The 26,024-nt window shown below is 72.6% G+C and carries 23 protein-coding genes; 15 read left to right on the forward strand and 8 right to left on the reverse strand.

The annotated features are described in order from the left end of the window. The first annotated feature begins 1,302 nt into the window (after positions 1 to 1,302). The 3 genes from ACGH2B_RS23790 to ACGH2B_RS23800 all read left to right on the forward strand — a co-directional run bounded on the left by ACGH2B_RS23790 (position 1,303) and on the right by ACGH2B_RS23800 (position 4,271). Positions 1,303 to 2,433: a hypothetical protein gene (locus ACGH2B_RS23790; RefSeq protein WP_399093481.1), complete on the forward strand. Its 1,131-nt coding sequence runs from the start codon at positions 1,303 to 1,305 to the stop codon at positions 2,431 to 2,433. Continuing rightward, complete coding sequence (mycP, locus tag ACGH2B_RS23795; protein WP_399093484.1) at positions 2,430 to 3,614, forward strand: type VII secretion-associated serine protease mycosin; 1,185 nt, start codon at positions 2,430 to 2,432, stop codon at positions 3,612 to 3,614. Before ACGH2B_RS23790 ends, mycP begins: the two co-directional genes overlap by 4 nt. A 135-nt stretch (positions 3,615 to 3,749) precedes the next feature. Beyond that, positions 3,750 to 4,271, forward strand: a complete 522-nt coding sequence (locus ACGH2B_RS23800) for a cupin domain-containing protein (RefSeq protein WP_399093487.1) — start codon at positions 3,750 to 3,752, stop codon at positions 4,269 to 4,271. Positions 4,272 to 4,371: 100 nt separating this feature from the next. Here the strand turns inward: ACGH2B_RS23800 and ACGH2B_RS23805 are convergent, their stop codons facing one another. After that, the gene (locus ACGH2B_RS23805; RefSeq protein WP_399093490.1) at positions 4,372 to 4,812 is read right to left on the reverse strand and encodes a PPOX class F420-dependent oxidoreductase; all 441 of its coding nucleotides are present in this window, start codon (positions 4,810 to 4,812) and stop codon (positions 4,372 to 4,374) included. A 167-nt stretch (positions 4,813 to 4,979) separates the two neighbouring features. Between ACGH2B_RS23805 and ACGH2B_RS23810 the strand changes: the two genes are divergently transcribed. Together ACGH2B_RS23810 and ACGH2B_RS23815 are read left to right on the forward strand one after the other, a co-directional pair. Next, complete coding sequence (locus ACGH2B_RS23810; protein WP_399093493.1) at positions 4,980 to 5,714, forward strand: SseB family protein; 735 nt, start codon at positions 4,980 to 4,982, stop codon at positions 5,712 to 5,714. 114 nt (positions 5,715 to 5,828) lie between these two features. Continuing rightward, positions 5,829 to 6,566 (forward strand): MIP family channel protein, encoded by a 738-nt coding sequence (locus ACGH2B_RS23815; RefSeq protein ID WP_399093496.1) that lies wholly within the window; start codon positions 5,829 to 5,831, stop codon positions 6,564 to 6,566. Between the two features lie 87 nt (positions 6,567 to 6,653). Here the strand turns inward: ACGH2B_RS23815 and ACGH2B_RS23820 are convergent, their stop codons facing one another. Continuing rightward, positions 6,654 to 7,034: a DUF1844 domain-containing protein gene (locus ACGH2B_RS23820; protein WP_384600618.1), complete on the reverse strand. Its 381-nt coding sequence runs from the start codon at positions 7,032 to 7,034 to the stop codon at positions 6,654 to 6,656. A 580-nt stretch (positions 7,035 to 7,614) separates the two neighbouring features. Between ACGH2B_RS23820 and infC the strand changes: the two genes are divergently transcribed. From infC to ACGH2B_RS23870, 10 genes are all read left to right on the forward strand, one after another. Next, a complete protein-coding gene (gene infC, locus ACGH2B_RS23825; protein ID WP_399093500.1) occupies positions 7,615 to 8,298 on the forward strand; it encodes a translation initiation factor IF-3 in 684 nt (227 codons plus the stop codon). A gap of 118 nt (positions 8,299 to 8,416) precedes the next feature. Further along, positions 8,417 to 8,611 (forward strand): 50S ribosomal protein L35, encoded by a 195-nt coding sequence (rpmI, locus tag ACGH2B_RS23830; RefSeq protein WP_040254989.1) that lies wholly within the window; start codon positions 8,417 to 8,419, stop codon positions 8,609 to 8,611. 99 nt (positions 8,612 to 8,710) lie between these two features. Continuing rightward, entirely contained in the window at positions 8,711 to 9,094 is a 384-nt protein-coding gene (gene rplT / locus ACGH2B_RS23835; RefSeq protein ID WP_143942134.1) for a 50S ribosomal protein L20, read from the forward strand. Between the two features lie 117 nt (positions 9,095 to 9,211). Further along, a complete protein-coding gene (locus tag ACGH2B_RS23840) occupies positions 9,212 to 10,066 on the forward strand; it encodes a TrmH family RNA methyltransferase (protein WP_399093504.1) in 855 nt (284 codons plus the stop codon). Positions 10,067 to 10,152: 86 nt separating this feature from the next. Next, positions 10,153 to 11,268, forward strand: coding sequence for an ATP-binding protein (locus ACGH2B_RS23845; RefSeq protein ID WP_399093507.1), 1,116 nt, complete (start codon positions 10,153 to 10,155; stop codon positions 11,266 to 11,268). Positions 11,269 to 11,449: 181 nt separating this feature from the next. Next, entirely contained in the window at positions 11,450 to 12,574 is a 1,125-nt protein-coding gene (gene pheS, locus ACGH2B_RS23850; RefSeq protein WP_399093510.1) for a phenylalanine--tRNA ligase subunit alpha, read from the forward strand. Position 12,575: 1 nt separating this feature from the next. Then, complete coding sequence (gene pheT / locus ACGH2B_RS23855) at positions 12,576 to 15,101, forward strand: phenylalanine--tRNA ligase subunit beta (RefSeq protein ID WP_399093513.1); 2,526 nt, start codon at positions 12,576 to 12,578, stop codon at positions 15,099 to 15,101. Between the two features lie 457 nt (positions 15,102 to 15,558). Beyond that, positions 15,559 to 16,836 carry a PP2C family protein-serine/threonine phosphatase gene (locus ACGH2B_RS23860; protein ID WP_399093516.1) on the forward strand — a complete coding sequence of 426 codons (1,278 nt, stop codon included), beginning with the start codon at positions 15,559 to 15,561 and terminating at the stop codon, positions 16,834 to 16,836. A 123-nt stretch (positions 16,837 to 16,959) separates the two neighbouring features. Beyond that, on the forward strand, positions 16,960 to 18,297 hold the full coding sequence (locus tag ACGH2B_RS23865; protein ID WP_399093519.1) for a transcriptional regulator: 1,338 nt from the start codon (positions 16,960 to 16,962) through the stop codon (positions 18,295 to 18,297). Positions 18,298 to 18,354: 57 nt separating this feature from the next. Further along, positions 18,355 to 18,885: an NUDIX domain-containing protein gene (locus tag ACGH2B_RS23870; RefSeq protein ID WP_399093522.1), complete on the forward strand. Its 531-nt coding sequence runs from the start codon at positions 18,355 to 18,357 to the stop codon at positions 18,883 to 18,885. Positions 18,886 to 19,011: 126 nt separating this feature from the next. Here the strand turns inward: ACGH2B_RS23870 and ACGH2B_RS23875 are convergent, their stop codons facing one another. From ACGH2B_RS23875 to ACGH2B_RS23900, 6 genes are all read right to left on the reverse strand, one after another. After that, the gene (locus tag ACGH2B_RS23875) at positions 19,012 to 19,269 is read right to left on the reverse strand and encodes a hypothetical protein (protein WP_399093525.1); all 258 of its coding nucleotides are present in this window, start codon (positions 19,267 to 19,269) and stop codon (positions 19,012 to 19,014) included. A 376-nt stretch (positions 19,270 to 19,645) separates the two neighbouring features. Continuing rightward, positions 19,646 to 20,272: a hypothetical protein gene (locus tag ACGH2B_RS23880; protein WP_399093528.1), complete on the reverse strand. Its 627-nt coding sequence runs from the start codon at positions 20,270 to 20,272 to the stop codon at positions 19,646 to 19,648. Between the two features lie 307 nt (positions 20,273 to 20,579). Further along, positions 20,580 to 23,315, reverse strand: a complete 2,736-nt coding sequence (locus tag ACGH2B_RS23885) for an EF-hand domain-containing protein (protein ID WP_399093531.1) — start codon at positions 23,313 to 23,315, stop codon at positions 20,580 to 20,582. Then, complete coding sequence (locus ACGH2B_RS23890; RefSeq protein WP_399093534.1) at positions 23,312 to 23,722, reverse strand: hypothetical protein; 411 nt, start codon at positions 23,720 to 23,722, stop codon at positions 23,312 to 23,314. The genes ACGH2B_RS23885 and ACGH2B_RS23890 overlap by 4 nt, the downstream gene beginning before the upstream one ends. A gap of 129 nt (positions 23,723 to 23,851) precedes the next feature. After that, a complete protein-coding gene (locus tag ACGH2B_RS23895) occupies positions 23,852 to 25,189 on the reverse strand; it encodes a DUF6801 domain-containing protein (RefSeq protein WP_399093537.1) in 1,338 nt (445 codons plus the stop codon). 501 nt (positions 25,190 to 25,690) lie between these two features. After that, positions 25,691 to 25,879: a hypothetical protein gene (locus ACGH2B_RS23900; RefSeq protein ID WP_399093540.1), complete on the reverse strand. Its 189-nt coding sequence runs from the start codon at positions 25,877 to 25,879 to the stop codon at positions 25,691 to 25,693. Positions 25,880 to 26,024: the final 145 nt, after the last annotated feature.

Here is a 26,024-nt window from a genome sequence, read left to right on the forward strand (position 1 = left end):
CCGCTGCCGGAATCGGTCACCGGCCCCGCGCCCGCCGCCCCGCCCCGGGCCGTACCGCCCCGCCCCGCCGCCGAACTGGACGGCCCGGCCCCGTCCGCGTCCTCACGATCCCTCCCGGAGGCGCCCGTGACGCGGCCATCCACCGCAGGCCACCCCGCACCCGGGGACGCCCCCGACGACACCCCGCCACCCCCGCCCGCTTCCGGCCCCGCTCCGGAACGGGGCTCCGGTACGCCGTCAGCCCGGGGCAAGGCTGCGCCGTCCGGTACGGGCGTCGGCCCCGCCGGGTCGTCCGGTCCCAATTCGGGGACCGGCCCCGCCGTCCCGCCGGGCTCCGGGCCGGGCCCCGGTACGGGCTCCGCGTCGGCTTCCGGCCCGGCGGCAGGCCCCGCTGTGCCGTCTGATCCGTCCGAGCCGTCTGATCCGTCCGCTCCGGGCCCGGTGCTGCCGCCCGCTTCCGGCTCCGCTTCGGACCAGGGCTCCGGTACGCCGTCCGCCCGGGGGGAGGCTGCGCAGTCCGGTACGGGCGCCGGCCCGGCCAGGTCGTCCGGTCGCAATTCGGGGACCGGCCGTGCCATGTCGTCGGGCTCCGGACCGGACTCGACTTCGGCCCCAGGCCCGGCCACAGGCCCCGCTGTGCCGTCTGATCCGTCCGAGCCGTCCGCTCCGGGCCCGGCGCTGCCGCCCGCTTCCGGCCCCGCTCCGGAACGGAGCTCCGGTACGCCGTCCGCCCCGGGCCCGGCTGCGCCGTCCGGTGTGGACGCCGACCCTGCCGCGCGGTCCGGCTCCGGTACGGGCGCCGACCCAGCCGCGGCGCCCGGTTCCACCGGCCCGTCGGGCTCCGCCTCCGGACCGGCCCACGCCCCCGACCAGCCATCCGCCCCGTCCACCCCGCCCCCGGCGCCCGCCTCCCCGCCCCCGTCCGACGACCCGTCCGACGGCCCCCGCCCCTCCGGCACCCGTATCCCGTCGCAGCCGCAGCCGTCCGCGCCCGGCCCCGTGCCTCCCGGTGAGGACGAGGAGACGGCCGTGCTGCGCCGGGTGCCCGCCGGGCCTGTTGGCGGGCCGGGCGGCGGGGACGGAGCGGGGCCGGACTCCGCCCCGGTACCCGCGCCCGCGGCGACGTCCGCCTCGGTCTTCTCGGCCTCGGCGGAGGCGGAACCGGCGTCCGCGCCGCCCCGGCCGTCGCCCGCACCCGTACGGACCTCGGCCTCGGCGACCCCGGCGCCGGATCCGGCGATCCCGGTGCGCGGGCCGGACGGTGCCCTTCCGGTGCCGCCGCGGCCGAAGGCGCCGCCCGTCATGCCCCCGGCGGACACCGCCCCGCGCCCGGGGCGCACGGACGCCACCGCGCGCCCCGCCGCCGCGCCCACCGCACCGGCGCAACCCACCGTGCCGCCCGCCCCCACCGCGCCTCCGCGCCCGGCGGCCGCGCCCGCCGCCGCACCGGGTTTCCGGGACACCGCCGCCTACCACCTGGCCCGCAGCCAGGGCCTGTGGGCGCCCCGCGAGGGCGCCGCGCACCGAGCCCGCGCGGCCACCCCGGCCCCGGCCCCGGGCGCCGCCCCGCCCCCGGGGCGCTCCGGCGGCCCGTTCCGTCCGCGTACCCCGCTGCCGCCGCAGGCCGCCACGCCGCTGCGCCCCGCCCGCCCGCTGTCCGCGCCGCGCCGCCCCGTCTCCCGGGCGTTCGCCGCCGCGGCCTGTCTCGTCCTGGGCACCGGGCTCATCTGCGGCGCGGTGGCCGGAAGCTGGCTCACCGAGGGCGCCGACACCCGTACCGCCGCCCAGATCGCGTACGACAACGGCCGCGACGCCTGGCACAACGCCTCCGTCGACGCCCTCTTCCCGCCGGTCGTCGACGGTCTCGGCGCCGGGCCGGGCGGCTCCGACCGGCGCTGGACCCGCGTCGCCGTCGCCCCGGACAGCTCCTGCCGGGGCGCCGAGAACCCGGAGCTGACCAAGGCCCTCGCCCCGGCCGGATGCGTACGCCAACTGCGCGCCACCTACCTCGACGCGACCCGCACCGACCTCATCACCGTGGGCGTCCGGACCGCCAAGGCCGACCAGGACACCATGAAGGCGCTGCGCCACCGCTTCGCCGCCAGGAGCCGCACCGGCGACGCGGACCTCATGCCCCGCACCTACGCACCCGAGGGCACCCCGGCCGCCCTCTTCGGCGCCGACCAGCGCGCCACCTGGACCGTGCGGGTGCTCACCGACATCCCCGTCGTCGTCACCGCCGTCGCCGGGTTCGCCGACGGCCGCACCGTCCCGACGCCGCAGCCCGCCGCGGACGCCGTCCGCCCCGGCACCACCACCGTGGCCGCCGAGGCAGGACTCGGCCACGACGCCAAGGGCCTCGCCGACCGTATCGAGGCCACCTTCCGCGCCGCGGCCGGCAGCACCACCCGCACCACGGAGGCATCCCCGTGACCCGAGCCCCGCGCCGCGCCGCCGCCGCGCTGACCGCCCTGACCGCCTCCCTGACCCCGCTGCTGACCGCCGCCCCGGCCCGCGCCGACGGCATCCGCGCCCAGGAGTGGGCGCTGGAGGCCCTCCACGCCCAGGACGCCTGGAGGACCACCAAGGGCAAGGGCGTCACCGTCGCCGTCCTCGACACCGGCGTCGACACCGACCACCCCGACCTGCGCGGCTCGGTCGACCCCGAGAAGGACCTCATCGGCTTCGGCGCCGGTCCCGGCGACCCCCAGTGGGCCGTCCACGGCACCGGAATGGCCGGGATCATCGCAGGTCACGGCCATGGCCCGGAGAAGAGTGACGGAGTGCTCGGCATCGCCCCTCAGTCCCGGATACTCCCGGTCCGGGTGATCCTGGAGGACGACGACCCGGCCCGGAAACGCGCCCGCGCCGAACGCGCCGGGGCCCTCGCCGACGGCATCCGCTACGCCGCCGACCACGGCGCCGACGTCATCAACCTCTCCCTGGGCGACGACAGCGTCTCCGCCCACCCCGAACCCCGCGAGGACGCCGCCGTCCAGTACGCGCTCGGCAAGGGCATACCCGTCATCGCCTCCGCGGGCAACGGCGGCGAGGAGGGCAACCGCGCCTCGTACCCCGCCGCCTATCCGGGCGTCATCGCCGTCACCGCCGTCGACCGCTACGGCAACCGCGCCGACTTCTCCACCCGTCACTGGTACGCCACCGTCGCCGCCCCGGGCGACGAGGTCGCCACCGCCAACCCGGACCGCACCTACTACGAGGGGTGGGGCACCAGCCCCGCCGCCGCCTTCGTCTCCGGCTCCGTCGCCCTCATCCGCGCCGCGCACCCCCGCCTGAGCCCCGCGCAGATCCGGCAGCTCCTCATGGACACCGCGCGGGACCGCCCCGACGGCGGCCGTGACGACGACCGCGGCGCGGGCACCGTCGACCCGGCCGCCGCCCTCGAAGCCGCCGCCGACCTGGAGCCCACCGCCCAGAAGCCGGTCCCCGCCGCCCACACGGCGCGCCACTTCGGCCCCGGCCCCACCCCCGAGAGCCACGGCACCGCCCCCGCGGGCTGGTTCCCCTGGACCGCCGCGGCCGCGGGCACCGCCCTCCTCGCCGCCGCCGCGGCCCTCTGGCGCGACCGCCACCCCACCCGCCTCTTCCGCTAGCCGCCACGCCCTCCCGGCCCGCCGCCTAGGTCTCCGGACCTCCTCCGGTGGCCCGCGGTGATCGTCCGCGGGCCCGATGCCGCGCCCCGCCGCGCAGATCACCCTTGTGGTGTACCTGCCGATAAGGAGCGCACGATGACGTACATCGAGAACATGCGGTACCCCGAGCCCCGCTACCACGGCGCCGAGGGCGAGGTGAGCGCCTCCTTCCGCCCGGCCACCGCCCCGCCGGAGGTCTCCTCGCCCGGCGGATCCACCAGCTACCTCGCCACCCAGGAGTCCACCGGCGGCGAATTCGGGCTCTACAAGGGGGTGCTGGGCCCGCGCTCCGCCGGAGCCAAGACCCACTTCCACCGGGCGATGTCGGAGTCCTTCTACGTCCTCTCCGGCGAACTGGAGCTGTTCAACGGCGACACATGGGTCACGGGCCGTGAGGGCGACTTCCTGTACGTCCCCGCCGGCGGCCTGCACGCGTTCAAGAACGTCACCGACGAACCCGTCTCCCTGCTCATGCTCTTCGCCCCGGGCGCCCCGCGCGAGGAGTACTTCGAACGGGTCGCGGAGATGTCGCAGCGCAGCCCCGAGCAGCTCAAGGAGTTCCGCCTCCGGCACGACAGCTACTTCACGGAGGACTTCAGGACGGACCACACCCGGTAGCCGCCGACCGGGCCCGGACCTCCCGCCGGGGACGGAAAGGGACCCGGCCCCGTACGGAACGACGGGCCCGGACCCCTGCGGGACGCCCCGGAGATGTCCCCTACCTCCGCGCCCCCGGAGCCCCCGCGGGCAGCGGTTCGACGCCCGCGACGCGGCGCGCCCGGTCCGGCTCGATCAGCACCATCACGCGCCGTTCGCCGGGGACCAGCCACTCGTACCGCTCGGTGCCCCGGTACACGCGCGCCAGCCGGTCCATGTTCCGGTCCGCCTCCGGGCCTTCGACGAAGCGGACGGCACGGCCGCGGATCTGCACCCGGTCGTAGAGGTCGGCCGGGTCCGCGTGGGAGAGGCAGATCCGGGGGTCGCGGCGGAGATTGCGCTCCTTGACCCGGCCCACGGAGGTGTTGATCAGCAGCAGGTCTCCGTCCAGCCCCACCCACATGGGGCTCACATGCGGCGCCCCGTCGCCGCCCACCGTCCCGACGTACCAGATGTGCGCCGCCTCGACCCGCCGGCGGATGTCCTGCGAAAGCTTGATCATGCCGCCCATCCTGCCCGGGCACATCCGGCATACGGGGCGTGAGCGACACGATCGATACCTCCCGAATTGGTGTGCCCCGTCCCGCGCGGCCAGGGGGCCGCCCACCCGGGAAGCGCGGCCCCGCACCCGCCCCCGGCCGCCCGCTCCCGTGCCGCTAGGCTCGCCCCGTGGCGCAGAAGAACATCCCGGACCCCGGTTTCTCCGACGACGACGGCTCCGCCGACCCGGCCCTCGCGGCCGCGCTGGCCGCCTACGACCGTGACCGGAGCGCCGAACCGCGGCTCCTCGCGGCCCTCTCCGGTGCCCGCGTACTGGTACCCGTCGTCGCCGTCCTCGGCGAGAGCGAGACCGGCCCCGACGGGCTGCGCCGCGAGAAGACCAGCGATATGGCCGTCCCCACCCTCCAGGCACCCGACGGCCGCCGCGCGCTGCCCGCCTTCACCTCCACGGCCACCCTCCAGCGCTGGCGCGCCGACGCCCGTCCGGTGGCCGTCCCGCTCCGCCAGGCGCTGCTGGCCGCCTCCCACGAACAGGCCGACACCGTCGTCGTCGACCTCGCCGGGCCCGTCACCTACCAGCTCACCGGCCCCGCGCTCCGCGCCCTCGCCGAGGGCCGCCAGGACGCCGACCCGCGCACCGACCCGGCCGTCCTCGACGCGCTGCGCGCCCTTCTCGCCGCCGAGCCCGCCGTCCGCCTCGCCCACCTCGCGCCCTCCGCCGAGACCGACGCGACCCTCGCCCTGGGACTCGACCCGGACGCCTCCGCCCCCGGCATCGCCCACCGACTGGCCCAGTCCCTCGCCGCCGACGAGGAACTGCGGGCCCGGCTCGTCCGCGGCCTCGACCTGGCACTGCTGCCGCCCGGCGCGGACGCGCCCGAGGAGCCCTTCTACCGCCGCTGACCCCGGCGGCCGGCCCCTCCGCCCGGCCCCGGGCCGCGTCCGCCCGACGGGCGCGCCGCTCTCCCCGGCCGCACAATGCGAGGACAGCTCGGGAGTCACGCGAGGAGAGCCTCCATGGAGACCACGCAGACCCGCACGATCCTGTCCGAATTCCTCGGCACCCTGCTCCTGGTGTTCTTCGGCGTGGGCGCCGTGGTCCTGGCCGGTGAGTACATCGGGACCTTCGGCATCGCGCTGAGCTTCGGCTTCGTCATGCTGGCCATGGCCTACTCACTCGGCCCGATCTCCGGCAGCCACATCAACCCGGCGGTGACCCTGGGCATGCTGCTCTCCCGCCGTATCGACCTGCGGACGGCCGTCGAGTACTGGATCGCGCAGGTGCTGGGCGCCATCGTGGGCGCGGCGGTGCTCTTCCTCGTCGCGAAGCAGATCCCGGGCCTGAAGACGAGCGAGTCCTTCGGCTCCAACGGCTGGGGCGACCGCTCCGCCGTCCACCTCAACACCGGCGGCGCCTTCGTCGCCGAGATCGTGTTGACCTTCGCCTTCGTCTTCGTGGTGCTGGCCGTCACACACAAGGTCGCGGTCGTCGGCTTCGCCGGTCTGCCCATCGGCCTGGCGCTGGCCATGGTCCACCTCGTCGGCATCCCGCTCACCGGGACGTCGGTCAACCCGGCGCGCAGCATCGGCCCGGCGCTCTTCGCCGGCGGTGCCGCCATCACCCAGCTCTGGCTGTTCATCGTCGCCCCGCTGATCGGCGGCGCCCTCGCCGCAGCGGTGCACCGCTGCACCCACCCGCCCTACGCCCCCGCCCTCGTCGCCGACGAGGTCGCCGCGACCCCGGACAAGGACTGACGGCGCGGGTACGAAGAGGCCCGTACGCGAGGAGCCCCGGACCGCGGTGCGCGGTCCGGGGCTCCTCGCGTACGGCGGGCGGCCCGGTCAGCCGTAGACCGGCCCGGTGAACTTCTCGCCCGGCCCCTGACCCGGCTCGTCCGGGACGACCGACGCCTCACGGAAGGCGAGCTGCAGCGACTTCAGCCCGTCCCGCAGCGGCGCCGCGTGGTACGAGCCGATCTCGGTGGCGCTGGCCGTCACCAGACCCGCCAGCGCGTGGATGAGCTTGCGCGCCTCGTCGAGGTCCTTGTGCGCGTCGCCCTCCTCGGCGAGCCCGAGGTTGACCGCGGCGGAGCTCATCAGATGCACGGCGACGGTGGTGATCACCTCGACCGCCGGGACGTCCGCGATGTCGCGGGTCATCGCGTCGAAGTCCGGTTCCGACGCGTGCGGGGCGTCGGGCTGCTGCGGGGTCTGGTCACTCATGTCGGGGCGCTTCGCTTCCTGCTGGGACGGGATCGGGTCCAGCCTAAGTGGTCGGCCCCGGACGCCCTCCGGGGGCCGTCCCGGGCCCGAGCGTCCCGGACCGGTCGGCCGTAGCGGGCTCCTGGGGCAGAGCGCCGCAGCCGCCGGAGCCTCCCCGGGCCTGGTGCTGCACCACTTCGGCTCGAAGGCAGGACGGGCTCCGGGAGGAGGCGGACCGGTGCCGCGCGGTCGGACGCCATCTGCCCTTCGTGCGCCTCGGCCCGCGCCGGACGTGAAGTCCGGGGCCCCGGCCCACCGGGGCGGCCGGCCGCCCCCACGGGCACGCCCGCCTTCCGCACGGATGTCCGCATCCGCCTGGGGGTCACCTCTTGACTCGTGTATTCTGGTGTTCCGACCGGCCGGACACCCAGGTGACCGGCCCACAAGTGGAGGCTCCGATCTCCCACCCGGCCGACCTCACGGTTGGCGGGTCAACGGTCCGGCTGCGCCCCGCGGAGACCTTCGCGGCGGTGCTCCTGAACCCTTTCACGGAGCCCCGCCTTGTGTCCCGTCCGGGGCGTTTTTCGATGCACCGGCGCGGTTGGTCACACCGAAACAGAACGCGGCAGTCCGCCAGGCCGTCGCGTGGTGCTACCGAGGAGGATCCATCAGCGCCGAGCCCCGCATCAACGACCGGATTCGCGTCCCCGAGGTGCGACTCGTCGGTCCCAGCGGCGAGCAGGTCGGCATCGTGCCGCTTGCCAAGGCCCTGGAGCTTGCGCAGGAGTACGACCTCGACCTGGTCGAGGTGGCCGCGAACGCACGTCCGCCGGTCTGCAAGCTCATGGACTACGGAAAGTTCAAGTACGAGTCGGCCATGAAGGCCCGTGAGGCGCGCAAGAACCAGGCGCACACGGTCATCAAGGAGATGAAGCTCCGGCCGAAGATCGACCCGCACGACTACGACACCAAGAAGGGTCACGTCGTTCGGTTCCTCAAGCAGGGTGACAAGGTCAAGATCACGATCATGTTCCGTGGTCGCGAGCAGTCCCGCCCCGAGCTGGGCTTCCGACTGCTGCAGCGGCTCGCGGCCGATGTGGAGGACCTCGGCTTCATCGAGTCGAATCCGAAGCAGGACGGCCGGAACATGATCATGGTCCTCGGTCCGCACAAGAAGAAGACCGAGGCGATGGCCGAGGCCCGTGAGGCGCAGGCCGCCCGCAAGGCGGAGCGCCAGGGTGGAACTCCCGCCGAGGAGTCCCACGAGGAGCCCGCCGAGGCGTGATTCCCGGGCGAGTCCCGGACGTCGCGCCGGGCACCCGTCCCGGACACCAACCGATACATCTGACGCTCCCGTGCCGGCCCGGCCAGCGGGAGCGCCACTGACGAGGAGAGAACGGCGCATGCCGAAGAACAAGACCCACAGCGGTTCCAAGAAGCGCTTCAAGATCACCGGCTCCGGCAAGGTGCTCCGCGAGCGCGCCGGCAAGCGCCACCTGCTCGAGCACAAGTCGTCCCGCGTGACGCGTCGCCTCACCGGCAACGCCGAGATGGCCCCGGGCGACGCCGCGAAGATCAAGAAGCTTCTCGGCAAGTGAGTCGTCGCGCCCCCGCCGGGTGGCGCGCGACCAGGACCGGGACTAAATCGAACCGGGCCGTGTGACGACCTCCACGGCCCCGCTACAAGGAGTTAAGAAGTGGCACGCGTCAAGCGGGCGGTCAACGCCCACAAGAAGCGCCGGGCGATCCTGGAGCAGGCCAGCGGTTACCGTGGTCAGCGCTCGCGCCTGTACCGCAAGGCCAAGGAGCAGGTGACCCACTCCTTCGTCTACAACTACAACGACCGCAAGAAGCGCAAGGGCGACTTCCGTCAGCTGTGGATCCAGCGCATCAACGCCGCTGCCCGCGCCAACGGCATGACCTACAACCGCTTCATCCAGGGTCTGAAGGCCGCCAGCATCGAGGTCGACCGCAAGATCCTCGCGGACCTGGCTGTCAACGACGCGAACGCGTTCGCCGCGCTCGTCGAGGTTGCCCAGAAGGCGCTCCCGAGCGACGTCAACGCCCCGAAGGCCGCCTGAACACCGGCCTGACGACGTGACGAGCGGACCCGCAGGCACCGGCCTGCGGGTCCGCCGCCTTTTCACCGGACGCCCCCGCCCGTCCCCGCACCGAACCATAGAAGCGAGCCGCCGCCCATGGGCACTCCCGAGCTGATCTCCCCGCGCTCCCCGCGCGTCTCCGCCGCCCGGCGGCTGGCGCGCCGCGCCTTCCGGGCCCGGGAGCGCCGGTTCATCGCCGAGGGCCCGCAGGCCGTACGCGAGGCCATCGCGCACCGCACCGGCGGCGAGCCCACCCTCGTCGAGCTGTTCGCGACCGTCGAGGCGGCGGAGCGGCACGCCGAGATCATCGCCGCCGCGCACGCCGCGGGTGTCCGCGTCCACCACGCCGACGACCGCACCGTCGCCGACATCTCCCAGACGGTCACCCCGCAGGGCCTGGTCGGCGTCTGCCGTTTCCTCGACTCGCCGTTCGACGCGGTCCTCGCCGCCCGCCCGAAGCTGATCGCCGTCCTCGCCCACGTCCGCGACCCCGGTAACGCCGGTACGGTCCTGCGCTGCGCCGACGCCGCGGGGGCCGACGCGGTGGTCCTCACGGACGCCTCCGTCGACCTCTACAACCCCAAGTCCGTCCGCGCGTCGGTCGGCTCGCTCTTCCATCTGCCGGTCGCCGTCGGCGTCCCCGTCGAGCAGGTGATGGCCGGGCTGCGCGGCGCCGGGGCGCGGCTGCTGGCCGCCGACGGCGCGGGCGACCGCGACCTCGACGCCGAACTGGACGCCGGCGCCATGGGCGGCCCCACCGCCTGGGTCTTCGGCAACGAGGCGTGGGGCCTGCCGGAGGAGACCCGCGCCCTGGCCGACGCGGTCGTACGGGTGCCCATCCACGGCAAGGCCGAGAGCCTCAACCTCGCCACCGCCGCCGCCGTCTGCCTCTACGCCTCGGCCCGCGCCCAGCGCACCGCGGGCGGCTGCCGCGCCGTCCCGTCCGCCTGATCCCGTCCGCGGCCCGGCGCAACCCCCGGCCGCCCGCCGGTGTTGTCAGTAGGGTGACGGGCCGGGGCCGGAGGGGGCTGGTGGAGATGGACACGTGGACAGCGGGCGGGACGGGCGGCGGGCCGCCGGGGCAGGGGCCGCGCGAGGCGGCGGACGGGCCGCTGGTGGCGCCGGACGAGTTGCCGGACGGGCTGGTCGTCGCCGATGCCGGGGCCACCGTCATCTGCTTCAACGCCGCCGCCGCGAAGATCACCGGCATCCCGGCGGCCGAGGCCCTCGGCCGCCCCCTGGACGAGGCGTTGCCGCTCCAGGACATCGAGGGCCGCCGCTGGTGGCGGCTGACCGATCCGTACGGCGGTCTCGCCATCCGGCGCGGGCAGCCGGAGCGCAATCTGCTGCTCGGCGGGCGTGAGGTGCTGGTCTCGGCCCGTTACCTGCGCGACGGGCGGACCGGGCCGGTCCGCCGGCTCGTCGTCTCGCTGCGCGGTACCGAGGCCCGGCGGCGTACGGAGGTCAGCCATGCCGAGCTGATCGCGACCGTCGCCCATGAACTGCGCTCGCCGCTGACCTCGGTGAAGGGGTTCACCGCCACCCTGCTGCGGAAGTGGGAGCGGTTCACCGACGACCAGAAGCGGCTGATGCTGGAGACCGTCGACGCCGACGCGCACCGGGTGACCCGGCTCATCGCCGAGTTGCTGGACATCTCCCGGATCGACTCCGGGCGGCTGGAGGTGCGCCGCCAGCGGATCGACATGGTCGCGGCGGTGCGGCGCCACGTCCAGGCGCAGATCACCGCGGGGCGCGACCCCGGCCGTTTCATGATGCGGGTCCGCGGGGCGCTGCCCGACCTCTGGGCCGATCCGGACAAGGTCGACCAGGTGCTGAGCAACCTGCTGGAAAACGCGGTGCGGCACGGCGAGGGAACCGTCACCATCGACGTGACGGCGGCCACGGTGACCAGCGGGGAGGGGACGGCGGTGACGGTGAGCGACGAGGGGGCCGGGATCCCGGAGGACTCCATGGGCCGGGTCTTCACCCGCTTCTGGCGCGGCAGCAAACGCGGCGGCACCGGCCTCGGCCTCTACATCGTCAAGGGCATCGTCGAGGCGCACGGCGGCACCATCACCGTCGGGCGGGCCCCCGCGGGCGGTGCCGAGTTCCGATTCGTCCTGCCCGCCGCCACCCCGGCCTTCATGGCCTGACCGCGCGGCGGCGGGCGCCCGCCCGGGGCACGGACCGGCGCTGTCGGCCCGTCCCCTTAGACTTGCCCTTTGGCACCTTTGGCGCACAAGCATCGCGGGCACAGCGCGGGCTCGGCATCCGAAGTTTGTGATCGAAGAGGCGAAGTGAAGCCAAGCCAGACCACCGGAAGCACGGGAAGAGATGTCCGCACCCAATAAGTCGTACGACCCTGTCGAGGTCGAAGCCCTGAAACCGGAAGAGATCGCCGCCCGGCTGGACGAGGCGCTGGCCGCCATCGCCGCCGCGGGCGACCTCGAAGCGCTCGCCCAGGCGAAGATCGCGCACACCGGTGGCACCTCGCCGCTCGCCCTCGCCAACCGCGAGATCGGCGCCCTGCCCCCGCAGGCCAAGGCGGAGGCCGGCAAGCGCGTCGGCCAGGCCCGCGGCCGGGTGAACCAGGCGCTCAAGGCCCGCCAGGAGGAGCTGGAGGCGGAGCGCGACGCCCGCGTGCTGGTCGAGGAGGCGGTGGACGTCACCCTGCCGTACGACCGCACGCCCGCCGGCGCCCGCCACCCGCTGACCACTTTCATGGAGCGGGTCGCCGACGTCTTCGTCGCGATGGGCTACGAGGTCGCCGAGGGCCCCGAGGTCGAGGCGGAGTGGTTCAACTTCGACGCGCTCAACTTCGTGCCGGACCACCCCGCGCGCCAGATGCAGGACACCTTCTTCGTCCAGGGCGAGGGCACCAAGGGCGACGAGTCCGGGGTCGTGCTGCGCACCCACACCTCGCCGGTCCAGGCCCGTACGCTGGTCGACCGTGAGCCGCCGGTCTACGTCGTCTGCCCCGGGCGCGTCTACCGCACCGACGAGCTGGACGCCACGCACTCCCCGGTCTTCCACCAGATCGAGCTGCTCGCCGTCGACGAGGGCCTGACCATGGCGGACCTCAAGGGCACCCTCGACCACATGGTCAAGGCGCTCTTCGGCCCGGACATGACCACCCGCCTGCGGCCGAACTACTTCCCGTTCACCGAGCCGTCCGCCGAGATGGACATGGTCTGCTACGTCTGCCGCGGCGCCTCCGTCGGCAACCCGGACCGCCCCTGCCGCACCTGCTCCAGCGAGGGCTGGATCGAGCTGGGCGGCTGCGGGATGGTCAACCCCCGGGTGCTGACCGCCTGCGGTGTGGACCCGGAGAAGTACAGCGGGTTCGCGTTCGGCTTCGGCATCGACCGGATGCTGATGTTCCGGCACAACGTGGAAGACATGCGCGACATGTTCGAGGGCGACGTCCGGTTCACCCGGCCGTTCGGGATGGAGATCTGAGATGCGTGTCCCGCTTTCCTGGCTGCGGGAGTACGTCGACCTGCCGGCGTCCGAGACCGGCCGTGACGTACAGAAGAAGCTGATCGCCGTCGGCCTGGAGGTCGAGACGGTCGAGAAGCTCGGCGAGGGGCTGACCGGCCCGCTGGTGGTCGGCCAGGTGCTGACCATCGAGGAGCTGGAGGGCTTCAAGAAGCCGATCCGCTTCTGCACCGTCGACGTCGGCGACGCCAACGGCACCGGCGAGCCGCAGGAGATCGTCTGCGGCGCCCGTAACTTCGCCGTCGGCGACAAGGTCGTCGTGGTCCTGCCCGGCGCCGTCCTCCCCGGCGACTTCAAGATCTCCGCGCGCAAGACGTACGGCAAGAAGTCCCACGGCATGATCTGCTCCGGCGACGAGCTGGGCATGGGGGACGACGGCAGCGGCGGCATCATCGTGCTGCCCCCGGAGACCGAGGTCGGCACCGACGCCATCGCGCTGCTGGAGCTGGTCGACGAGGTGCTGGACATCGCCGTCACCCCCGACCGCGGCTACTGCCTGTCGCTGCGCGGCGTGGCCCGCGAGGCCGCCACCGCGTACGGCCTGCCGCTGCGCGACCCGGCGCTGCTGGACGTCCCGCCGCCGAACTCCGGCGGGTACGCCGTGAAGGTCTCCGACCCGATCGGCTGCGGCCGCTTCACCGCCCGTACGGTCAGTGGTCTGAGCCCCGAGGCGCGCTCGCCGATCTGGCTCCAGCGCCGGCTGCAGAAGGCCGGGATGCGCCCGGTCTCGCTCGCCGTCGACATCACCAACTACGTGATGCTGGAGCTGGGCCAGCCGCTGCACGCCTACGACCGCGCCACGGTCCAGGGCCCGATCGGCGTCCGCCGCGCCACCGGCGGCGAGGAGATCACCACCCTCGACGGCGTCAAGCGTGTGCTGGACACCGAGGACCTCGTCATCACCGACGACCGCGGTCCGATCGGCCTGGCCGGTGTCATGGGCGGTGCCAACACCGAGATTGCCCGGGGCGTCAGCGACCCGGAGACCGGTGAGGTGCGCGGCACCACCGATGTCGTGATCGAGGCGGCGCACTTCGACGCGCTCTCCATCGCCCGTACGGCCCGGCGGCACAAGCTGTCGTCGGAGGCGTCGCGGCGCTTCGAGCGCGGGGTGGACCCGCAGGCGGCCTCCGCCGCGGCGCAGCGCACCGTCGATCTGCTGGTGCTGCTGGCCGGCGGCACCGCCGACCCGGGCGTCACCGAGATCGTCTCGCCCAGCGCCCCGCGCACCCTCACCATCCCCGCCTCGCACCCGGACGAGGTCGCCGGTGTCACCTACGGCCGGGAGACCGTCGTCCGCCGCCTCCAGCAGGTCGGCTGCGACGTCTACGGCCAGGATGAGCTGGTCGTCACCGTGCCGTCGTGGCGTCCCGACCTCACCGACCCGAACGACCTCGCCGAAGAGGTCATCCGGCTGGAGGGCTACGAGAACCTGCCCGCCACGCTCCCGCTGCCGCCCGCCGGCCGCGGGCTGACCGAGCGGCAGCGGCTGCACCGCCGCGTCGGCCGGGCGCTGGCCGGCGCCGGGTACACCGAGGCGCTGAACTACCCGTTCATGGGGGCGGCCGTCCTCGACCAGCTCGGCATCGAGCCGGGCGACGCCCGCCGCCGCACCGTCACCCTCGTCAATCCGCTCTCCGACGAGGAGCCCGATCTGCGTACGACGCTGCTTCCGGGCCTCCTCGGCGCGCTGCGGCGCAACGACGGCCGGGGCACGCACGACCTCGCGCTCTTCGAGACCGGCCAGGTGTTCCTGCCGACCGGTGCGGAGAAGCCCGCGGTCCGGCTGCCCGTGGACCGCCGTCCGACCGACGCGGAGATCGCGGAGCTCAACGCCGCGCTCCCGGCGCAGCCGCGCCGCGCCGCCGTGGTGCTGGCCGGCGCCCGCGAGCAGGCCGGCTGGTGGGGCAAGGGCCACCCGGCGACGTGGGCGGACGCCGTCGAGGCGGGCCGGAGCGTCGCCCGGGAGGCCGGTGTCGAGCTGACCGTCCGTCAGGACCAGTTGGCTCCGTGGCACCCCGGCCGCTGCGCCGCGCTCGTGGTGAGCGTCGGCGGTACGGAGGAGACCGTCGGCCACGCCGGTGAGCTGCACCCGCGGGTCATCAAGGCGCTGGGCCTGCCGGAGCGCACCTGCGCGATGGAGATCGACCTGGACCGCGTCGAGGCCGCCGCCGATGGCCCGCTGCGGGCCCCGCGGATCTCGTCGTTCCCGGTGGCCACGCAGGATGTCGCGCTGATCGTCGACGCGTCGGTGCCGTCCGCCGCCGTCGAGGCCGCGCTGCGCTCCGGCGCGGGCGAACTCCTGGAGTCGCTGCGGCTGTTCGACGTCTTCAGCGGCGAGCAGGTGGGCGCCGGGAAGAAGTCGCTGGCGTACGCGCTGCGCTTCCGCGCCGCCGACCGCACGCTGACCGCCGAGGAGGCGTCGGCCGCCCGTGACGCGGCGGTCGCGGCCGCCGCCGAGCACACCGGGGCGGTGCTGCGGGGCTGACGGTGGACCGTGCCGTTGACGGCACGGGACACACGAAGGAGTGAGGGCGCGACCGGCTTCATCGCCGGTCGCGCCCTCTCCTTTTCCCGGGGTGCGCGGCGCCCTCCCGCAGGCCCGTGCGCAGGGCCCGGAAAGGCTCGCGCCGGGCGGTGACACCTCCCGCGCGGCAGGTGGTGTACCGGTTCTTCAGCCACCCCGCGCCACCCCGCTCCGGGCGCCTCGCGCACCGCCGCGGGGCGCATCCGCGCAGGTCCGGACGCGCCCGTGCGCGCGCCCTGTACCACCTCACCCGATGGAGTGATACAGATGCGCACCGTGGGGGCCCGAGCACGTAACGTCGACACAATCGTTGCGGCCGACACGGCCCGCCGCCCGCGCGGCGGGGGTGGTGCGGCCGCCGCGCTGCCCGCTGTGGGATCCACAGGCAAGGGGGACCAACGGCATGATCCGTAGTCGGGTGAATGACGGAGCGCGCGCGGATGCCACACGCGTCCGGTGGACCTTCGTCCTCGCCCTGCCCGGCCTGTGGGTGTTCGCGGTGCTGGCCTGGGAGCTGTCCTGGCCCAGCAGCGGACAACTGCTCCAACTGCTCGCCGCCGCCCCGGCCATCGCCTGCGCCGCCACCGGCCGCCGGCTCTGCGTGGTGATGGGCGGCGCCTGCGCCCTCCTCGCGCTCGTCCCGTTCGACGGCGCCCCGCCGATCGGCCCCGGACTGCCCGCCCGCGCCGTCAACTGCGCCGCGATCCTGGCGGTGGTGGGCGCCAGCTATCTGATGGCCGGGCGGCGGCTGCGGCTGCTGCGGGAGCTGGAGCGCGCCCGGGAGGTGGCGGCCACCGCACAGCGGGCGCTGCTGCCCCCGCTGCCGCCGCGCATCGGCACCGTGATCCCCGCCGCCGTCCACCTCTCCGCCGACGAGGGCGCCTCCATGGGCGGCGACCTCTACGACGTGGTGGCCACCCGGCACGGCGTCCGGGCGGTGATCGGCGATGTGCGCGGCCACGGTCTGGCGGCCCTCGCGACGGTCGCCGCGATGCTCGGCTGCTTCCGCGAGGCCGCCCATGACGAGCCCGAACTGGACGGTGTGCTGCGGCGGTTGGAGCGCGCCCACGCCCGTCATCTGGCGGGCCGCGACCCGGCGGTGGCGCCCGGTCCGTTCGCCCCGGACGCCGAGGAGTTCGTGACCGTCCTGCTGCTGGAGATCGCGCCGGACGGGTCGGTCCGGGCGCTCAACTGCGGGCACCCGTGGCCGTACCGCGTCGCGCCCGGGGTGGTGGAGCCCGCGGCCTGCGGTGAGCCGTTGCCGCCGCTGGGTCTGTTCCCGCTGCCGTGCGCGCTGGAGACGGTGGCGTGCGGGCGGCTGACGCCCGGTCACGGGCTGCTGCTCCACACCGACGGCGCGCACGACGCGCGGGGCGTGGACGGCGGGTTCTTCCCGCTGGTCGAGACGGTGCGGCAGTTCTCCGGGGCGCGGGCGGACGCGGTGGTCGGCGGGGTGCACGACGCTCTGCTGCGGCACGCCCGGGGCCGGCTCACCGACGATGTGGCGCTGGTGATGCTGAGCGCCGCGCCGCCGCGCCCGGACGGCCCGGCGCCGGCTGGGCCGGGCCGCCCTCCGGCCCCCGGCGCGGAGCCACGCCCGCGTACCCAGCCGCCCGCCCGCCGGCTCCCGGCCCCGGTGACCGCGGTGCCCGACCCGGCCCGCGTCCCCGAGAGCCGTCCCGCGCACGGCTGCTGACGAGGCGTCTTCACACCCCGTGTGAAGCGCGGTTCACTACCGTTGACGTACGGAGCCTGTACGGCGACGAGGTAGGAGCCAGCGGCCCGTGGGCGGGCCCGGCGTACCGGGAGGCCGGTTCATATGGAGCCCAACACCCTGCTCGACGCGATCCTCGACGAGGCGGGCATCTCGCACGCCGGTCTCGCGGCACGCATCAACCAACTCGGCCGCCACCGCGGTCTGGCGCTGCGTTACGAACACACCGCCGTCGCCCGCTGGCTCAAGGGCCAGCGCCCGCGCGGCCAGGTACCCGACCTGATCTGCGACATCCTCACGGCGCGGCTGCACCGCCAGATCGGCCTCGACGACATCGGTCTCGGCCGTCCGGGCGCCCGTCACTCCGCCACCACCCCGCTGTCCGGTTTCGTCGACCGGGCCACCGCCCTGTGGCGCTCCGACGAACAGCAGCGCGCCCACGTCGTCGACGCCCCCGCCCTCACCGGGACGTCCGCGGTCATGCCCGTATGGGAGTGGGAGAACCCGCCCGAGGACTCCGACGTCTCGCGGGACGGGCAGGCGCGGGTCGGCATGGACGACATCGAGATGCTGCGTGCGGCCCGTACCCACTACGAGCATCTGTACCGCAAGGCCGGCGGGGTGGCGACGCGGGCGCGGATCGTGGGGTTTCTCAACACCGAGGCCGCGCCGCTGCTGCGCGGCAGCTACAGCGACGCGACGGGCCGTCAGCTCCACCGCGCGACCGGCGGTCTGGTCGCCGTCGCGGGCATCTGCGCCTACGACTCCGACGCCCTGGGCCTCGCGCAGCGCTACTTCCACCAGGCGTTACGCCTCGCCAAGGCGAGCGGCGACCGGGGGCTCGGCGCGTACATCATCGCGTTGCTGGTCAACCAGTCGCTGTTCGTGCGGGAGTACCGCCAGGCGGTGGCGTTCGCGGAGGCGGCGCTGCGGACCGCGGGCCCGCAGATCACCCCGGCGCTCGCCGCCGATCTCTACGCGATGCAGGCCAAGTCCTACGCCCGGCTCGGCGACGGTGCGGGCGCGCTCACCTGCATCCGGCGGGCGGAGGCGGCGGCGGAGCGCATCCGGCCGGGCCTGGAGCCGGCCGAGACCGGTTACGTCCAGCCGGGTCTGGTGAATGTGCAGGTCGCGGAGGCGTTGCTGAGCCTCGGTGACCTGCGGGCCGCACGGGAGCAGGCGGACGCCGCCGTGGACACTCCCGCGCACGACCGGGGCCGGGTCCACCGGCTGGCGATGCTCACCCACATCGAGCTGCGCCAGGGCGACGCGGACCGGGCGGCGGCGAACGCGGCGCAGATGACCGAACGGGCCAGGGGCGTGGAGTCCCAGCGCTTACGCGACCGGCTCCGGGCGGTGCGCGAACATCTGGCTGAGACCGGTAGCTCCGCGACCGACGCGGCGGCCGATCTCATCGACGAGGTGCTGCGCATACCGCTGTAGGGCGATCCCGCACCGGGCCCGTGTCACCTTGCCGGACTACGCGGAAGGTGGCAGACAGTGCGCTGGGACAATCTCGCGGAAGAGACCGTGTACGAGAACCGCTGGTTCCGGGTGAATCTCGCCGATGTGCGGATCCCCGACGGCCGGCACCTCGACCACTACCTCATCAGGATGCGGCCGGTGGCCGTGGCCACGGTGGTCAACGAGGCCAATGAGGTGCTGCTGCTCTGGCGGCACCGCTTCATCACCGACTCCTGGGGCTGGGAACTGGCCGCGGGCGTCGTCGAGGACGGCGAGGACATCGCGGCGGCCGCCGCCCGGGAGATGGAGGAGGAGACCGGGTGGAGGCCCGGCCCGCTCACCCATCTGATGTCGGTGGAGCCGTCCAACGGCCTGACCGATGCCCGGCACCACATCTACTGGTCCGACGAGGGCACCTACACGGGCCCGCCGGAGGACGGCTTCGAGTCCGACCGCCGGGAGTGGGTGCCGCTGAAGCTGGTGCCCGACATGGTGGCCAGGGGCGAGGTACCGGCGGCGAACATGGCCGCCGCACTACTGATGCTCCATCAACTCCGCCTCGGATGAGGCACGTTGAGGGAAAAGGGGCCGGGCCTGGGCGAGTCGCGGCTGAGGCTCGCTGAGGCATGAGAGACCGGCTGTGGCCGGTCGAGGTTCGGCGCCGCCACCTCCGGGCGGCGGCGCCGGGACCGGTCACCGGGCCAGCACCTGCCAGACGCTCACCACCACCGCCGCCACGGAGGCGAGCGCGGCCACCGAAGGCAGCGGCCAGCGCCCCTGCTCCAACTGGGCGATGCGGGCGTTCAGCTCGTCCGCGTCCCGCTCGTACTGCGCGTTCCGCTGGGCGAGCAGCGCCAGTTCGCCGTCCACACGGGCGCTGCGCACATCCAGACACCGCCTCAACTCCGCCACATCGGTGGCTACCAGCTTGCGTTCAGGGTGGGCGGTCACTTTCCGTTCCTCTTTTCCGCTGTCGCGACATCCGTCGTCCTGGGTACGGGAACCAGTCAACTGCCGCGAAGCCGAAGGCGGGAGCGTGTGCGCCGCACTTCTGTGGGTCAGTGGCGCACACCCCGTGTGAAGTGACGGAGAGTGAGGAAGCGGGGAGGTGGGGGAGGTGGGTGGGGTGTGTGGGGCGGGGGATGGGGCGGCGGTTCGTCTTCCGGGGGCGGGGCGTCAACCGTGCGCGGGCGCGGATCAATGAGTACGGCGAGAAGCCGGAACCGCTCCGACACCCACCCTCGCCACCACTGCCTGCCTCGCACCGGACGGCTCCCCGTCCGGTGCTGCTCCCCGCAGCCCGGAGAAACGCCCGGCACTCCGGAACTCACGTGGTGGATCGAGGCCCGGACCCCGGGGAACGAGTACGTCGAGCGCGCCACCAACTCCAGATCGTGTGACCTACCAGAGCGAGCGCGACGGCAACTGCGAGGAACCGAACGGTATTCCAGGTGTTCATGACGACCGCTTCTCGCCCACGCGACTCGCCAGCCAGGCGATTTGAGGTCTCATAAAAGGCCGCGAGCGGGATGAGCAGCCGGAAGAAAAGGCCGCCGATGCCCGGCGCTCGCGCGAGGTTTCCCAGGAACCCAAGGGGTATCCCGAAGGTAAACGCCAGCACTCCCCACACCCCAATTTTGGATCCCGCGTCCGAGGTGCCGAATTGTGATCCGTCCGGAGTGGCAAGGACCGAGTCCTTCAACAGGTAGTAAGTGACCACTCCGATGGCCAGCCCGAAGGGGGCAAGGAGAACTGATTCGATTTTTGACCGGCGGAAATAACCTATCAGGAACGCGTAACAGGCCCATGACCATCCGCCGGAGAAAATGGCATCCGCGACCATGTCGACGGGACTGTCCCAATTGCCAGCGATAGGCCCTGCCAGGCCAAGCAGGAATCCCACACCAAGTGGCGTGGCCAGTGACGCGGCATGAGTGCCCGCAAATTTGAGCATTTCTCTTCCTCGTCCGTTAATCCTGGCGGAGGCGGCAACGCCTTGGGGCTACCACCCCGCTCGGAGGGGGCGCCATTTCCGCTCTCGGTGCGGGTGGCTTCGAGGGCGTCCTCCGTGTTCAGGGCGGTTCGTGCACGGTGAAGTGCCGGTCACCTCGCCCTCGCCGGGAATTTCTGCCGTCTGTGTTGCTCCCCCCTCATGCCTTCGCAGTCTCCGTTGACCTGCTGCGCCGTCTGACGCGCCGCTACACGACGCCCGGGTAGCCGAGAGGCACGGAGCTGCCGCCCGACGCGCCTCCGGGCGGGGGCTACGCGACGCCGAAGAACACACTGCCTGCTCCCCCCAGGCGGGGGGAGCGGACGTACGCATCGATCGCGCGGATCAGATCGGCCTCGCTGATGCGGCCGTCGCCGTCGCCGTCCAGCCGGCCCAGCACACGTGAGACGTCTCCGGCGAGGTCCCATATTTCGAGGTACCGCCTCAGCGTCTGCTCACCGATGGAGCCGTCGCGGTTCACATCGATGACCTTGAACATCGCCGCTCCGAAGGCCGCGACGGACTTGTACAGATCTGGGTCCGTGGCGATCATGCCGGCAGCGGTGCGGTGCTGTTCGCGGGACAGCCTGCCGTCGGCCTTCGCATGGCGCCGCAGACCGGCCCAGTACTCCCGGTAGAAGCGCTCCAGAGCCTTCGCCTCGTCGGAGTCCGCGTCGAGTCCGTAGGCGGCGCGGCAGCGACCGGCGATCTGCAGGTAGTCGTCCTCGCTGACGTAGCCGTCGCCATCGGCGTCGGCGGCGTCGAACAGGCGGTCCAGGTTGCCGATGCGGTGGAGGATGCGCTCGGGCGGGGCGCCGACGGTCGCGGCCAGGTGCTCCCGGAGCTGCGCGTGGCGGAACTGGTAGACCGCTCCGACCTTGCGCAGGATATTGCGCTCCCAGGCGTCCTGCAGGAACGCGTCCAGGTCCTTCGGCAACCATCCCGACCGGGGCAGCCAGATCTGGGCCAGCACCACCCACCGCCCCCAGGCGGTCATGGTGCCGACCCCGAGCGCGATCATGGATCCGGCCACCAGCCCGGCCCCGACACCGGCCAGGGCGCTGTCCGACGCGGATCCGAACAGGGTGCCCCACCCGATCCCGATCACCAGCCCGACGGTGAGCAGCTGCTTGAGCACGGTGGCGCGGTTCGTTTTCAACAGGTCCGGCGGGTGGGTGCTTTTCTCCCGCGGGATGGCGGTTTCGAACCCGGCCCCGAGCGCGGCGACGAGTCCCAGCACACCCCCCAGGCCGATTCCTGCCGCGAGCAGCATCGCCGAATTCAGGGCGATCAGGGGGCCGGGATAACGCAGGGAGGCCGTCACCGCCGCACTTCCGAGTGCCCACAGGATTCCGAACAGGAGACCACCGGCGAGCCCGCCCGTGACTCTGGGGCGGAGGCTCTCCCGCAGTCTTTTCCCCGTCCCGTTCCTCTTCCAGCCGTGAAGCCTGATCTCCATGAGCGACGGTTCGAACTGAGGGCCGCCGACCTTCATCCTCGTGACGAACCCGTGCATGAGAGCAAAGGTGAGACCCATCGCGAGCCCGTTCGCCGGGCCGGTGATGCCGACTGCCACGAGCCCGTGCAAGGGCCCGTACAGGAGCAGGCCCTCGGCCCCGTAGACGAGCCCGGCCACGAGTCCGCAGACTGTTCCGACCGTGATCCCGACCCGCAGCATGAGCCAGCGCAGCTGCACGGTGGTCCCCAGCCGCCACCATTCGATGTCGGGCGTTTTGAGTTCCGTCAGATGTGCGGCGAGGTAGCCGAGCCAGTGTCGGGCGCGTTCGGAGTCCCAGCGCCGTGCCGAATCTTTGTCGAGAAATCGCTCGTAGGCGGTGGGGATGAAGGTGTCCAAGAGGTGCTTCTCAAGGTCTTCCCGGGTGCCGAATGTCTCGACGTTCAGCAGGTCCGCGGGGTCGAGACCGGATTTGTAGACGAACCGGGCAAGCGTGACCATCAAGGGGGTGGTCAGTACGGCGGCGAGGTTGGCGCCGGCCGGTGTGTGCTGCCGGCTGCGCAACTCACGCAGAACGGGGGCCCACCCGGTCTCGGTCTCGGGGAAGGCGTCCGTATCGTCGGGGAGAGTGGTACCGGTGGTCTTCTGCAGATAACTGACGGCGTCGTCCGAGGTGACGTCGGTCAATTCGACAGCGACGACGTAGGGAACAACATGGGTTTCTTCCCTGGCGGCTTCGATTTCGGCGCGGCGACTGGTCACGATCCGCGGCAAGAGGAGGCTGTTGAGTTCCTTCAGCGCTTTTTCGCGCAAACCGATGGCGATCTCGTCGAAACCGTCCAGGATCGGCAGCACGTAGCCCTCACTCACCAGCGCCTCGGCCCGCGTGATGTCGCCGGGGCCTTTCTCGGCGAGAAAGGCGTGGTCCCGCTCCAGTCGGCCGATCAACCATTTCCGCAGCGATAGGACGCCGGGATCCCAGGACCCGAGACTGAAGATCACCGGCACCGGCTCTGACGCCTTGCGTGTGGTCAGACGGGCCAGTGCGAAACGCAGTGCCAGGGCGGTCTTCCCTGAGCCTTCCCGCCCCAGTATCACGAGCCAACGGGAATCCGACTGCTCAAGGACGTCCGCGAGATCCACCGGGGGAGCAGGTGTCTCCTCGGTCTGGTCGTCGGGGTTGCCTTCGTGGCCGGGCGCTTTCTCCAGCACCAGCCGCCAGCGCAAAGGCAACCCCCCGTCCATCAGGTGTAGTTGCTCCACCTCAGGCTTTAGGCGCGTACGGACAGCAAGTGCGAGTGCATCGGCATTGCCGGCCAGCTCGCCACCAACGGATTGTTGCTCGGCGCGCACCGCAGGTACGAGCCGTTCGACCAAACTGGCGAGTGCTTCCTCGGCGGGGAACTCCGCAGGGAATTGCACGATGACATTGCCGTCACCCTGGGCGACAATGCCCGAGTTGACCCCGATCTGGATCAGCGCTTGACCGTCCGGCGGGTGAGCCGCAGGGCCGGCGGGCTCCGGCTCCTGCGGATCCGGCGTGATGTTCACCGATACTGGATGATCATCGAGTTGTCGCCCATGGAGATGATCCCGGCATTGTCCGTGACGGAAACGCTGCGCGCCCCGGGGACCTGTGTGTCCGGGGGCTTGGGCAGCATCCGTGACAATTCATCGGCGAACTTCGGGTTGTCCCTCAGCGCCTTTCCGATCTGCTCGCGCAGTGCGGCCTGCGCGTTCGGGTCCTCGCCCCTCCCCGCCAGGTCGGTGACGGCGCCCTTGACCGACCCCGTGTCGGTGTCGCGGTGCAGAATCCGGGCGAGCAGCCGCTGTCCCAGCCGTACCGTCGCTCCGGCCGCCTCGTCCTCGGCCCTGGTCAGCACGCCGACGCCGTATGCGCCCACTGCCGCTTCCACTGCAGGTACGACCTGGCCGAGCAGAGTGTCGATCTCCGTCACCCGAGGCACCTCCCTCTTCGCGTGAACAGTCAGCTTTCCGTGGTGGTTCCCACCGCCCGGCAGGTCGGCACCTGCTGTCCTACCTGCCGCCTTGCTCGACCCTCCGTCACGCAGACGGTGGCCGTTTCACTACGACTGCCGAACGTATGCGGTGCCGGACTGCTCGTCGGTCACGGCACCGATGTCTTCACCCTCCAGCAGGCCCGGGAGTTGGCTGTTCACATCGGCGCCACCGCAGGCCCGCGCACCGACACCCTGATGGCCGGCCTGGTGTGGAACATGGCGCCCCATCAGCAGGTTCTGGCCCTCTGCGACCCAGCGATCCGCGCTGCCGTGCGATGCGGCCCTGCCGCCGTGCCCCCGACGCGGAGGGACGGCAGCAGCCAAGCCCCTCCTGTGGTGACCGACATGGGCGCTTCCGTCCTTGACGCCTTCGATGAGCAGGCCCCGCTGCGGGACGGGAGGACGCTGCTCTTCTCCGCCGTCGCTGCTGGGACGGCCGTTGTTCCTCCGCCGCGCACCGAGGCCGAAGGCGGCGGCGCATGCCGCGAGCACACCCACGGCCAGCAGGATGAGATCTCTGGTGTCCTGCCCGCCGGCCGAGGTCTTGCCGGCGGGTGGGGGCTCAGCCGACCCCGGCGCCGCATGGGTGGGGGCCGCCATCGTCGGGACGCCGGGCATGCCGGGGCTCGGCTCGCCGGGCGTGGACACGCCGTGGGTTGCGGGGGCGGCGCCCACCGAGCCGGTCGTCGGCCGGGGAGCGGCAGCACCCACAGAGCCGGTCGTCGGCCCGGGAACCGGCGCGCCCGCCGATCCGGTCGTCGGCCGCGGAGTTACGGAGGTCCCCGATCCGGTCGAAGGGTGCGGAGTGGCGGAGGCGCCCGAGCCCGGCTTCGTGACGTCGAAGGACGTCACGACATTACTCTGGCCGGTGTTCAGTGTGCACGGCGCGTCGGCCGTCAGCCACAGATTGCCGTTCCTCGCGGCGAGGTGGAGCATGAGGTCGCCTGCGGTGACCGTGCCCTTGCCGGGATGGCGGAAGGTGGGGGCGGTCGCGCCGGCGGTTGCGTTGATGCTGAAGGGGCCGGACGCGGGGGCGTTGGTCGTGCTCAGCCGGAAGGGCACCGTGAGGTCGAAGTCATTCTGCGGCGCGGCCACATGGGCCCTCGCGTCCGCCGTGCCCCCGATGGACTTCATGCCGGCCTTGGCGAGCCACTGCGTGAAGCTCGCGTCGACCTTTGCCACCGCCTTGACGGCGATGGTCCTGCTGGGCGCTCCTACTGCGACCGATTTCGGAATGTCCGAGGTAATCTTCACCGTCATCGGCTGATTGCCGATCATCTGGGCCGAGCACGTATAGGCGAACGTGCGCGTAAGCGGTTGCGCGGAAGCCTCTCCGGCTCCGATAACGCCCACCATCCCGCTTGTTGCTGCCGAAATCACGGCGACCGCAAGGATGATCTTCACCCTTGGCCTGCCGCACCTGACGTTCATGAGCAATCCCCCGTTCACTGTGCGGGTGTGCGATTACGGAACGACTCTCCCTTTCTTCGAAACGGAGCATGCTGTTCGGATTGTGTGTGCCCGTGCCGGATGTTCGGCACCCGGCCGATTCCGATCAACAGGGCATACAAGGTTACTTGGAAGACGCGATGTGCGCGGCTCTGGTTGCGTGAGAACTTAGCGCACCACTCGGATCGCTCCAAAACGCCTTGATGGGGGCATCTCCAGGGATCTTCTTCCTGCTGAATAGAGATCAGAAACCGCGAAGCCCGTGCTTGTCGATGGATACTGGTCAGTATTTCTTCAGTCGCAGCGGAGAGCTGGCGGTCAATTAGGGGGGCGGAATCTGTCCTGTACCGGCGGCCCGTGGGCCGGGCCACCGGTACAGGGAGCGTCAGCGACGCCGTCGCGGGCGAGGCAACGGGCGGGCCGCGACGGGCCGGAATTCCGCCGTCCCGGGGTGGCTCATGCGGGCGCCTCGTGCCGGTCGTCCTCGCCACGCACCGTGTCGGAGGCGATCTGGCCGGCCGGCAAATCCAGGAACAGGCTTTCCGGCTCGGTGAGTTGCTCGTAGGTACCCTCCCGGGCGATCCGGCCCGCGTCGAGGACGACGGTCCGCTCGGCCACGGCCAGGTTGGCGAGCCGGTTCGCCACCGCGCCAACCGTGATCAACGATCACGGCATCGACGCGCCATCGCCCCCCGCTTCGGCGCCCGGTCCGGGAACAACGGCTCGGTCCTCGCCCATTGGGCGTCAGCCAACGGCAGACATCAACCAACGATCAGATGATCCGAAGCAA

This window comes from Streptomyces sp. BBFR2 (assembly GCF_044497305.1).
In the GTDB taxonomy this organism is placed as follows: Bacteria; Actinomycetota; Actinomycetes; order Streptomycetales; family Streptomycetaceae; genus Streptomyces.

Coding starts and splice junctions, on each gene's coding strand:
- ACGH2B_RS23790 (WP_399093481.1), top strand. CDS start 1,303: ATGCCCCCGGCGGACACCGCCCCGCGCCCGGGGCGCACGGACGCCACC.
- ACGH2B_RS23800 (WP_399093487.1), top strand. CDS start 3,750: ATGACGTACATCGAGAACATGCGGTACCCCGAGCCCCGCTACCACGGC.
- ACGH2B_RS23805 (WP_399093490.1), bottom strand. CDS start 4,812: ATGATCAAGCTTTCGCAGGACATCCGCCGGCGGGTCGAGGCGGCGCAC.
- ACGH2B_RS23815 (WP_399093496.1), top strand. CDS start 5,829: ATGGAGACCACGCAGACCCGCACGATCCTGTCCGAATTCCTCGGCACC.
- ACGH2B_RS23820 (WP_384600618.1), bottom strand. CDS start 7,034: ATGAGTGACCAGACCCCGCAGCAGCCCGACGCCCCGCACGCGTCGGAA.
- rpmI (WP_040254989.1), top strand. CDS start 8,417: ATGCCGAAGAACAAGACCCACAGCGGTTCCAAGAAGCGCTTCAAGATC.
- ACGH2B_RS23840 (WP_399093504.1), top strand. CDS start 9,212: ATGGGCACTCCCGAGCTGATCTCCCCGCGCTCCCCGCGCGTCTCCGCC.
- ACGH2B_RS23845 (WP_399093507.1), top strand. CDS start 10,153: ATGGACACGTGGACAGCGGGCGGGACGGGCGGCGGGCCGCCGGGGCAG.
- pheS (WP_399093510.1), top strand. CDS start 11,450: ATGTCCGCACCCAATAAGTCGTACGACCCTGTCGAGGTCGAAGCCCTG.
- pheT (WP_399093513.1), top strand. CDS start 12,576: ATGCGTGTCCCGCTTTCCTGGCTGCGGGAGTACGTCGACCTGCCGGCG.
- ACGH2B_RS23865 (WP_399093519.1), top strand. CDS start 16,960: ATGGAGCCCAACACCCTGCTCGACGCGATCCTCGACGAGGCGGGCATC.
- ACGH2B_RS23880 (WP_399093528.1), bottom strand. CDS start 20,272: ATGCTCAAATTTGCGGGCACTCATGCCGCGTCACTGGCCACGCCACTT.